At 61.1% G+C, this 10696-nt stretch carries 8 protein-coding genes, 1 tRNA gene and 2 rRNA genes; 5 read left to right on the top strand and 6 right to left on the bottom strand.

Features of this window, described 5'->3' with window-relative positions:
* The 4 genes from BUC04_RS21255 to BUC04_RS21240 form a co-directional block, all read left to right on the top strand.
* Window positions 1–292 (top strand): 23S ribosomal RNA (locus BUC04_RS21255); the annotation flags it as partial.
* Window positions 293–379: 87 nt separating this feature from the next.
* Window positions 380–494: ribosomal RNA gene (gene rrf / locus BUC04_RS21250) — 5S ribosomal RNA — on the top strand.
* 49 nt (window positions 495–543) lie between these two features.
* Window positions 544–619: transfer RNA gene (locus tag BUC04_RS21245), tRNA-Thr, on the top strand.
* A 232-nt stretch (window positions 620–851) separates the two neighbouring features.
* A complete protein-coding gene (locus BUC04_RS21240) occupies window positions 852–1904 on the top strand; it encodes an AraC family transcriptional regulator (RefSeq protein WP_082766704.1) in 1053 nt (350 codons plus the stop codon).
* Here BUC04_RS21240 and BUC04_RS21235 read toward each other — a convergent pair whose 3' ends face one another.
* Complete coding sequence (locus BUC04_RS21235) at window positions 1905–3074, bottom strand: SO2930 family diheme c-type cytochrome (protein ID WP_067661278.1); 1170 nt, start codon at window positions 3072–3074, stop codon at window positions 1905–1907. It abuts the gene before it with no gap.
* Between the two features lie 55 nt (window positions 3075–3129).
* The gene (locus BUC04_RS21230) at window positions 3130–5811 is read right to left on the bottom strand and encodes a parallel beta-helix domain-containing protein (RefSeq protein ID WP_067661280.1); all 2682 of its coding nucleotides are present in this window, start codon (window positions 5809–5811) and stop codon (window positions 3130–3132) included.
* A 309-nt stretch (window positions 5812–6120) separates the two neighbouring features.
* Here BUC04_RS21230 and BUC04_RS21225 point away from each other — a divergent pair, with 309 nt between their 5' ends.
* A complete protein-coding gene (locus BUC04_RS21225; RefSeq protein ID WP_067661283.1) occupies window positions 6121–7656 on the top strand; it encodes an AbgT family transporter in 1536 nt (511 codons plus the stop codon).
* A gap of 62 nt (window positions 7657–7718) precedes the next feature.
* Here the strand turns inward: BUC04_RS21225 and BUC04_RS21220 are convergent, their stop codons facing one another.
* From BUC04_RS21220 to menC, 4 genes are all read right to left on the bottom strand, one after another.
* Window positions 7719–8030 (bottom strand): hypothetical protein, encoded by a 312-nt coding sequence (locus BUC04_RS21220; protein ID WP_067661285.1) that lies wholly within the window; start codon window positions 8028–8030, stop codon window positions 7719–7721.
* A 6-nt stretch (window positions 8031–8036) separates the two neighbouring features.
* Entirely contained in the window at window positions 8037–8231 is a 195-nt protein-coding gene (locus BUC04_RS21215) for a hypothetical protein (protein WP_067661287.1), read from the bottom strand.
* A 63-nt stretch (window positions 8232–8294) separates the two neighbouring features.
* On the bottom strand, window positions 8295–9671 hold the full coding sequence (locus BUC04_RS21210) for an AMP-binding protein (RefSeq protein WP_067661289.1): 1377 nt from the start codon (window positions 9669–9671) through the stop codon (window positions 8295–8297).
* Complete coding sequence (menC, locus tag BUC04_RS21205) at window positions 9668–10612, bottom strand: o-succinylbenzoate synthase (RefSeq protein WP_067661291.1); 945 nt, start codon at window positions 10610–10612, stop codon at window positions 9668–9670. Before menC ends, BUC04_RS21210 begins: the two co-directional genes overlap by 4 nt.
* Window positions 10613–10696: the final 84 nt, after the last annotated feature.

Raw genomic sequence — 10696 nt, 5'->3', positions numbered from 1 at the left:
TATCTGCCGTGGGCGTTTGAGAATTGAGAGGGGCTGCTCCTAGTACGAGAGGACCGGAGTGGACGAACCTCTGGTGTTCCGGTTGTCACGCCAGTGGCACTGCCGGGTAGCTAAGTTCGGAATCGATAACCGCTGAAAGCATCTAAGCGGGAAGCGAGCCTCAAGATGAGTTCTCACTTGGACTTTAAGTCTCCTGAAGGGCCGTGGAAGACTACCACGTTGATAGGCAGGGTGTGTAAGCGTTGTGAGGCGTTGAGCTAACCTGTACTAATGACCCGTGAGGCTTAACCATACAACACCCAAGTGGTTTTGTGAGTCGGATATCCGGCGCTTGTAAGAACGAGAATTTAAAAAGCTTTATCCAAATTGATGTTTTTTGCTTGGTGGCAATAGCATCGTGGTCCCACCTGATCCCATGCCGAACTCAGAAGTGAAACGCGATCGCGCCGATGGTAGTGTGGGAGTTCCCATGTGAGAGTAGGTCACTGCCAAGCACCTATTCAGAGAAAGCCCAGCCTAGCGGCTGGGTTTTTTCGTAACATTGCTGATATAGCTCAGTTGGTAGAGCGCACCCTTGGTAAGGGTGAGGTCCCCAGTTCGACTCTGGGTATTAGCACCATATTCGAAGAACCCGGCCTTTGGCCGGGTTTTTTCGTTTCTAACGACCGGGTTTTGTCACTCGTCCTGGCCCATTGTCGCAAAATGACAGCGTCGATTCCGTCGCGGCTTTCCCTGCATTTGCCGACCACTTGGTGCAATTGCCAGCCTGATCGCGTCACTTTATCTGCCTGGCGATCCTGAGTGAGTGGCTCTCTCTTTACTGCGCTTAACAAAGTGGTTACAAAGGGGTTATGGATGCGTTACACCTTCCCGGTGGCATGGATAGCCAGGTAACCCTGAACCAGGGCACCCTGATTGGTGATCTCCAGTACCCCGCCTTCGATCTTCGCTTACTCAGCCACTACCTGGCTGAGCAGCTCGGCGAGGCCTATCGTCAGCGTTTGCTCGAACATCTCTGCCTGACTTCACAAGAGCTGGAGAGTCGCCAGTTCGTGCTGGCCTGGCAGATGCTGGAGGGCTTGAGCCTGGCTGCCCGCTGGTTACCGGGGCCTGCAGCCGGGGTGCGTTTCGGCCAGGGCTTTCGGCCTGGGGATCTGGATCTGTTGCAGGCATCGTTCAGCCGCTGTGCGACCCTGGGCGAGTTGTATCGCACCATCAAGCAGCAACCTACCCTGGTTGGCAGCTTTGCCGATGTGCTGGAGTACAGCTCGGCGCAGCGCTTCAGCGTGCGTAGCCTTAATGTCGCAGACATCGATCCGGTAACCTTCGCGTTCCTGTTTGAGCACAGCATCAGCTCAATGCGCAGCATTGCCCAGAGCCTGTGCCAGCGCGAGGTGCCTTTTCTGCAGGTGCATCTGCCGCTGCCGGATCCCGGGCCCACGGCAACTGCGCTTTACCAGCAGCTTCTGGGCTGTCCCGTACTGTTTGAGCAGCCCGCCTTTGAGTGGCATATCGCCCAAGAGGTGTTGGACTATCCCCTGACCTGGCAACCTGCCCCTGGGGTAGAGCTGAGTCAGGCAGAGTTCTCTGCCCCTTCTTTGATCGATCAGATCCAAAGCCATCTGTTCCAACACCCGGACGCCTTTCCCAGTCAGGAGGCGTTGGCGGCCCAATTGGGGATGTCGACTCGAACCTTCCGCCGCCGGCTCAAGGAGCTGGGCACCTCCTATCAGGGCCTTCAAAACCAGGTGCGCTGCCAGTTGGCGCTGGCCTGGCTGCACGATCACCGCTACCCCATCGAGGAGATCGGCGAACGGCTGGGCTTTCGCGATGTCAGCAACTTCCGCCACGCTTTTAAGCGCTGGCTGGGTCGGGCACCCGGCCAGCTGTTTGAGATCCCCTAACTACTGGCAGGCCCCCAGCTCCGGTGGCATGGCATCAATCCACTCCATCACCAACTCTACTGCTCGGTCGTGTATCAATGCCCGCCCTATCGGCGGCATTCGGTCCTTGGCGTCCAGCTGTGCCATTCGGTAGGGCAGAATAGAGGCCTCTCCATTGCCAGGAACGATGTCGTAATCGAGGCCGGCAGCACCGCCGTCGTAGCCGGGGGGCTGTTTACAGATGCCGTATTCCATGGTGGTGTGATTGACAAAGTAGCCCAATCGAAGTCCCGAGATACTGGCAAAGCCATCGGCCCGGTGGCAGTGGGCGCAATTGATATCCAGGTAGCCTTTGGCCCGATCCGTTAGTGAGGCGCTACTGTCCTCTAAAGCCGGAGCGGTGGGGATCTGCTCCCTGGGTGGGGCCTGGTCGAGCCAACCCTTCGCCAGCCAGTCTTCGAGCTGGTTGTCGCTGTTTGGACCCGGCCGGTTTAGCAACCGAGCCTTGATGCCGATAGGCTGGAACCGAACGGTGTCACCCTGGGTGATCTGGTGGCAGGTTTTGCATTCAGCCTGGGAGGGGACGCTGTAGGTGAAGGTCAGGGTCTGGTCCTGGTGGGTGAGTTGGTGGGCGACCAGGGCACCAGGCAGGCTCAGCTCCGCCTCGCCTTCGCTTTGCCAGACATAGGGCAGGGCGACCCAGCCGGCCTCCCGGTGGATCAGCAGCCGGGTCTCAATCAGGGTTTCATTGCCGGCGCCGCGCTGGGCGGTGTCAAAGGGCAGGGCGAAGCTCTTCACCAATACCGTCCCCACCGGCATGGTTAACACTGACTCCGGCTGGTAGCTCATCTGCTCCCCCTCCGGCAGATAGAGAAAACGGTACTTGCTGGCGTAGTCGGAGAACAGCTCTGTGGTCAGCAGGTAGTGCTGCCCTGGGGTTCGGGGATCTTGGGTTGGATTGGTGGGGTCGATGAAAAGACCGTACTGCGACAACCGCTCGCAATCCTCGTTCATCAGCGCTTCCCAGTTAACCTCACTGGTGGTGCTTGCGCAGGCGCTTAAGGGTTGCTCTGGCTCGGTGGCTGTTGGTGGTGGGTCGCTGGGCGTTGGGGTTACCGGCGGGCTGGGCTCGTCGCCCCCTCCGCCACCACAGGCGGCCAGCAGCAACGCCATCAGGGGTAGGTATCTCATGGGCGCAATCTCAAAAAAAGAAGGCCGGCATCGCGCCGGCCTTCGTTATCGCGGTTTAGCCTGAGCAGGCTGCTGCGGGTAGGCGCTTGATCCACTCGTGGATCAGGGCCACACCGGCATCGTGGGACAGCGAGCGTCCAATCTCCGGCATCATGTCGCCGGGGTTGGTGCTGTCCATGCGGAAGTGGAGGATGGAGCTCTCCGGATCCCCAGGGACGATGTCGTGGCTCAGGTGACCACCACCGTAGGCGGTCGGCGCCTTACAGGTGCCGTGGGCCTGCTCGTTGCCCTCGTAGGGACGCCAGAACTCCAGCACCATGCCGGTGTTGGAGGCGTTACCCTCGGGACGGTGACAGTGGGCACAGTTGATGTCCAGGTAACCCTTGGCCAGGCCCATGATCTCCGCATCGCTCTTGGCCATCAGATCGCCCTCACCCAGCAGTCCGTACTCCGGCACCTTGTCGACGGTGGCCATATCGGCGGGCAGACCGGTGAGGATCCCGTGGCTTACCCACTGGCTCAGCTGGTTGACCGGACCCATGCCGTAGTCATAGTCGCTGTTGAGGTTGCGCGCCTTGGGTCCGATGGGGGCAAAGCGGGCGATGTCGTCCTCACCTTTGAGCTGGTGACACTGCTTACACTGGTTGATGTTGGGCACGCCGTAGCTGAAGGTGAGCTCCTCGCCATCGTGAACGATGGACTGCTGGATGATGCCACCCGCCTTGGTCAGCACCGCATCGCTCTTGTCGCTGGTCCAGATGTAGGGCAGCGCACTCCAACCGGTTTCCCGCAGGATCAGCAGTCGGGTTTCCAGCAGCTCCTCGCCCTCGGCACCGGGCATGGAGGAGTCCACCGGCATGGCGAAGGTTTTCACCAGCACGGAGCCCACCGGGAAGTCGAACGCTTCACGCTCGGTGTAGGCTGCTGCCTCGCCACCCGGTACAAACACATAGCGGTACTTGGTGCTGTAGTCGGTGAACAGCGCGGTGTTCATCTCGTAGGGCAGACCGCCACCGTTGGCAATGCCGGTGGGATCCATGGCATCGGCGAACAGGTTGTAGTCGGACAGGTTGGGGCAGTTGGCGCCTTGCAGGGCCGCCCAGTTCACCTCGCTGCCACTGGCACCACAGAGATCCAGGTTACCGTCGCCGGTCAGGCCGCCGGTGCCTTCGTCGATCCCTTCCTCGTCACCGAGGAACTCGCTGCCGCAGTTCTCCTTACCGTCGTCGATGCCACAACCGAACACCTGATCACCGAAGGTGACGGTGTGCACCGGCAGACTGGTCTGGGCGCAGTTCATCAGTTTGTCCTGCTGGTGCTCCAGCAGCACGTCCGGGGTATCCAGATCGGCAGCGGAGTGATCACCGGCGTAGAGCTGGCCCAGGGTGACGTTGCCGTTGTTGCTGACACAGACGTTGTCGCCGCCGTCCATGGCAAAGGGCGGTTCCTTGAAGTCGACACCGCCATAGGGCATTCCTTCAGTGCCATCGTCGAAGAACAGGCCACTGTTGGCGATCGCCTCACCCAGGCCATCGTAGAGGACAGAGGGGAACACGCCGTGGATGGCATCGTAAGCGGCGATGATGTCGGTGATCAGCTTGCCGTTGGGGTTGCTGCCACTGTTGCTGATGGTGTTGCTGTGGACATGGATATTGCGAGGCACCGCACGCCAGCCATCCTCGATGACGCCACCGGGCAGGGCGTAGTTCATCACGAACGCTCCCTGGATGTCGGGCTCGGCGACAAAGAAGCTGGTCATGGTGACGGCCATGGTGTCGTGATCATCGATGACATTGTTGAAGATCTCCACGTTATCGGTGGAGAGGATGATCACCCCGGTACCCGGCGGAACGATGTGCACACCGGCCGGGTTGGCGCTGGCGTTGGCAAAGTTCGGGGTGTTGTTGCCGACAATGGTGTTGTCGAAGATCCGCACGCTGCTGCCGTAGTAGCCGTTACCGATAGGCAGGTCGAACACCAGCACGCCACCGGTGTTGCCGATCGCTTCGTTGTCGTAGACGTCGGCGTACTTGGAGTTTTCGATCTCAATGCCCGCGACGTTTTCCTTGGCGATGTTGCGGCGCACCACGATGTACTCGGACTGGCCGACGTAGATCCCCGCATCCGCACTGCCACGGACGTAGGTGTCTTCGATCAGGATGTTCTTACACTCCACCGGGTAGAGGCCGTAGGCACCGTTCTCCGGGGTGAGTTCGCCGGCCCAGATGGTGGACAGGCGGCGCAGGATGATGCCATTGGAGTTCTTCAGCTTAATGCCGTTGTTGGCGGCTTCGTTGACCTGCAGATCCTGGATGGTGATGTTGACGGCGTTCTGGACGAAGATGCCGTCGCCACCCACGGAGTCGGAGAAGTCGAGGATGGTCTTGTCCTGGCCGTGACCCATGATGGTCACGTTCTTGGCGAACACCCCGTCGCCGTCGGCATCACCGTCGAACAGCAGGGTCCGGTCCGGCTTAAAGGTACCTTCAGGCAGAACAATCACGTCGTCACTCTGGGCGTTGATGAAGGCATCGAGGATATTCTCAGCTACGTTGCCTTCGGCGCTGACCATGATGGCCCCTTCGGGGAAGGATGGGCCTTCTTCGACCGGCGGTGGTGCCGGCGCGGCCGGCTCGGTAATGGTGACTTCATCGTCATCGTCGCCACATCCAGTCAATGGCAGCACCAGCGCGCTCACCAAGGCCAGAGGCAGCCACCAGCGTGGTTGCTCTCGCATACACTTCTCTCCCTGTGTTTGTTGTAGTTGTCAGGGGATAAATTCGAACAGGTGTTCAATAAAATCAATGTGCGAAGTGGCCAAATCCTGATCACCAGTGTGGTTTTGGTTGCATGGTAATGAAGTTGCGGTGATTTTTGTGTGCGCAATCGTTGGTGTTAGGTTATTGCTCGGCGGATTGCTGATCGGTTGGCCATCATTGTTGTGAGTCGCGTCGATAAACCGGTGAAAGGTCGGGACATTGCTCTTGACTGGTGGCAGTATCCTCTGTTTGAACCAGGTACAAAACCGATAAAAACGGAAATAACTATGAGCTCTCAAGCCGAAAACGGGCGCATGACCCGCATTCTTGATGGCATCGAACGGGTAGGTAACAAACTGCCTGATCCAGCCATCCTCTTCCTCACCCTGATGATCGCCGTCTGGGTACTGTCCGCCATCTTCTCCACCATGTCCTTCGATGCCGTTGACCCGCGCACCGGCGAAGCTGTGGTGATCAAGAACCTGCTGACCCCCGACGCACTGACCCAATTTTTGACCTCCATGGTCACCACCTTCACCTCCTTTGCCCCGCTGGGTGTGGTGCTGGTAGCGATGCTGGGTGTGGGTGTGGCTGAGCATTCCGGCTTCATCAACACTGCGCTGAAGAAGATGCTGAAGATCACCCCGGCCAAGTTCATTACCCCGGCTGTGGTCTGTGTGGGCATCATCTCTCACACCGCGACCGACGCAGGCTACGTAGTGGTTATCCCGCTGGCTGGCGTTATCTTCTACGCCATCGGCCGTCACCCCATTGCCGGTATCATGGCGGCGTTCGCCGGTGTTTCCGGTGGCTTCTGTGCCAACTTCATTCCGTCCGCGATCGATCCGCTGCTGCAGTCCTTCACCCAGGCCTCTGCGCAGACCCTGGATCCGACCATCCAGCTGAACCCGCTGAACAACTGGTTCTTCGCGGCGTCCTCTACCCTGCCGATCATCGCGGTGATCTGGTACCTGACCGATAAGGTGATGGAGCCGCGCCTGAACAAGAACACCCCCATCGATAAGGGTGTTGAGCCGCCGCAGATGGACGAGATCGGTGAGCGTGAGAACAAGGCGTTCCGCTACGCTGGTTTCGCCATGCTGGCCGCTATGGGCTTCATTGCTGCGGTTTCCATTCCGGAATCCTCCACCATGCGTGCGCCGAACGGCGAACTGACCGACTTCAGCGCGCCGCTGATGCAAGCCATCGTTCCGCTGATCTTCGTCTTCTTCGTGATCCCGGGTGTGGTGTTCGGCTACATGAACGGCACCTACAAGCAGTCCGGTGACGTCATCAAGTCCATGACCAAGGCGATGGAAGGCATGGGTGCCTACATCGTATTGGCGTTCTTCTGTGCCCTGTTCATCGCGGCCTTCGCCTCCTCTGACCTGGCGGTACTGCTGGCCGTTAAGGGTGCCGACTTCCTCAAGTCCCTGGGCATGCCGGCGGCAGTGACCATCGTCGGTATGATCCTGCTGGTAGGCTTTGTGAACCTGTTCATGGGTTCCGCCTCTGCCAAGTGGGCGCTGATCGGTGCGGTACTGGTACCGATGCTGATGGAGCTGGGCATCTCCCCGGACCTGGCCCAGGCTGGCTACCGTATCGGTGACTCCTCCACCAACATCATCACCCCGCTGATGCCGTACTTCCCGCTGGTTGTGGTGTACTGCCAGAAGTACGTGAAGAACACCGGTGTGGGTACCCTGATTGCGGCCATGCTGCCGTACTCCCTGGCCCTGCTGACCATCTGGACCGTATGGCTGCTGCTGTACTGGGCCACCGGTCTGCCGCTGGGTCTGGGTGCTTCCTACACCTACGGCTAAGCGCCGTTGTCATGAAGAAGGGTCGCTGCGGCGGCCCTTTTTTGTGCCCGGCGTTTAGGTTGTTAGCTCTCTGGGTCGGTTTGCTTGCGGGTGGGGCGCAGCCACAACGGGCCAAGGTGAAGTGCGCCAGGCAAGGGATGTGGGCTCAGTTCGAGCCGGGGCCGCTGGGCGATGACCAGCTCAACCCGCTGTACCCCACTGTGTCGCCAGTAGTGGCGTGACTGGCTGACGTGGCGGCGATGACGCCAGGCCAGCGCGAACGCATCACGCCAGCGTGCCAACGAGACCCTCAGGGTCTCATCGGCAAAGTGCAGCTCAAGATGAATGTCGGCCTGAGACAGCGCCAGGCATCCCTCAAGCTGGAGGGTGCGCATTCGGGCTCAATCCAGGTTGCGAGCGCGGATGCTGATGGCGCCGTTAACCTTCCACGGCGCATGCTGGGTGCTGTTTTGTGAGTCGCTGGGAACCATCACCTCGATGTTGTCGAAGGCGTAGGTCAGTTCGGCGTTACGCTCGTTGAGCTTGTCGTACAGGGCGGCGGCCAGTTCGGGCCAGTTGGTGGTCGGGTTAGACATGGGTGACTCCTGGGTTTTGTCCGCTGTGTGTCGCGGCTTTAACGCAGGGCATCGCCGCCCGGTTCAGTCAGGCAGTCGCTGTTGCTTGACCCATTCCACCACAGCCTGACGCGCCACCTTCAATCCCGCGCTGTGCAGGGTATCGGGCCAAGCCAGGTAGTGGCGGGGGCGCATAAAGCGCGGCAGTTTCTTCATTACCCGCTTGTTGAGGACCTCGGCTTGCCACTGGCCACGCACCACCGCCACCGGCAGATGGCCAAACTCGGCGTCTTCCACCGCCACCACTACCGCCTCTTCGACCCCATCGCAGCGATTAAGCACCGCCTCGATCGCCTCTGGCTGGACGTTCTCACCGCCGCTGACAAACATGTTGTCGACCCGGCCCAGCACCTTGAGCTGCTCTCCCACCCACTGACCGCGGTCCCGGGTGGCAAACCAGCCGTCGTCATCAAAGGGACGGGTGAGGGTGCCATTGCGATAGTAGCCGAGGAAGCGGCAATCGCCCCGCACCTCGATCTGGTCCTCCTTGAGGCGCACCTGGCGCCCCGCCAGGGGAAAGCCCGACAGCCCCTGGCTGTTGGCGGGACCGGTTGTGATCTGGCTGCCCATCTCGGTCATGCCGTAGCTGGTCAGGGCCCGCAGCGGCAGATTGGCGAGCGGTTCGAGCAGGTTGGGTGCGATGGCACCTCCACCCAGTAGCAGCACCTTGAGATTGGCCAGCAGGGTCAGGCCCTCGGGCTGATCCAACAGGCGCTTGAGCTGGGTGGCCACCAGCGAGAGGTGGGTGGGGTGCTGGCTGGCCAGGCAGAGGGCTGGGTCCTTGTGTTCAGGCAGGACCAGGGTGGCGCCGCAGCCGAGGCAGCGCCACAGGATGGCCAGGCCACCCACATGATAGAGCGGCAGCGACAGCAGCCAGCGGTCACCCAGCGCCAGCGGGGTCTGGTCCTGGCTGCCCTCTGCGGCGGCCAGGTGCTGCAGGGTGTGGTGCATCGCCGCCTTGGGGTGGCCACTGGAGCCGGAAGTGAGCAGTAGGGTCACCGGCTGGCTGGCGTCAAAGCGCCACAGCACCGCCTCGTAGCCCGGGGTCAGGTCCAGCCCCGGCGCCAGCTTGGCGTCGCCTTCCGGCTGCCACAGCCACTGGATATCGAGCTCGGCCACCAGCTGGGCCAGTTGCGCCTCGGGAAAGCGGGTGGAGAGCGGAACGAACACTGCTCCCAGCCGCATGCAGGCGTAGAGCAGCTCAATCGCCTCAACACGGTTCTCCGCTAGGTAACCCACATGATGGCCTGGTTTCACTCCCTGACGCTGCAGATGGTGACACAGGGCGCTGACGCGCCCATCCAGCTCAATGTAGCTGAGTGGGCCCTGGGGGCCGTCTACGGCGATGGCGGCACCGAACCGGCGGGCGGCGGTGTGCAGCGGGCAGGTGATCAGGCTCAAAACAGGCGCTCCAGTTCGGCTTCCGGGATCAGGGGGCGGTCGCGTTGCCATAGGTTGGGCTGACACAGATCCGCGGCGGTGGCGTCCAGGGTATCCAGCCCCGGTGGCTGCTCCGGCGTCAGCTCCCGGGCCAGTGCCGCCAGTGCCGCCAAACCCAGGTTGCTCTCGAAGCTGGAGGAGAGGATGCAATGCACGCCATCAAGCTCGGCTTGTTCGATCAGTTGCTGCAGCTGCGCCAGCGAGCCGATCAGGGTGGGCTTGAGCACCAGGGCGACCACGCCCGGCAGGCTCTGGTATTGGTAATCCGCCGCTTGGGTGGTTTCATCCAGGGCGATGGGCAGCCGATGCTGCTGGTACAGGCGCAGGCTGTCCATCAGATCGGCGCAGGGCTCCTCGACAAAATCGAAGCGATCGGTGGGAACCGAGGCGGCAAAGGTGGCAGCCTGCTCATAGCTCCAGCCGCGATTGGCATCGCCACGCAGGCGCAGGTGAGGGCGCTCGGATAACAGCTGATGTACCAGGGTTATCTCCTGCTCCAGCGGATGGCGGGCCAGCTTGAGTTTGACCCGTTGCGGCGGGGTGTCCAATGCGTTGAGCTGGGCCAGCATCTGCTCTGGCGTGCCGGCCAGCAACGGCACCGGCTCGGGGATCAGCGCCGTGGTGTTGTCGGCCAGCCAGCGGCCACTGTCCAGGGCAAAGCGTGCGGCGGCAGGCAGTGCTTCCGTACTCAGCTCGCCTTTGCAAAAGGCCAACAGGGCGTCGCGGTTCTGCGCCAGCGAGTCCTGGGAAAATCCGGGGAGCGGGCAGCAGTCACCGTAGGCCGTGCGCCCCTGGTGCTCAAACTTGAGCAACAGCCCCTGTCGCTCACTGAGCTGTTGGCCGGCGAAGCGGATTGGGGTATCGAGGGGAAGCTGGTACTGAAACAGGGCGGTGGGTTGCATTGGGATCCACGGTGGCAACTGGCGATGGCCGCAGTGTAGCAAGACCCGAACGGATTCTCAGGTGAAAACCCGTGGATGGTGCAA

The organism is Ferrimonas marina (assembly GCF_900129905.1).
GTDB lineage: Bacteria > Pseudomonadota > Gammaproteobacteria > Enterobacterales > Shewanellaceae > Ferrimonas > Ferrimonas marina.
This window is presented reverse-complemented; position numbering and strand designations above follow the sequence as displayed.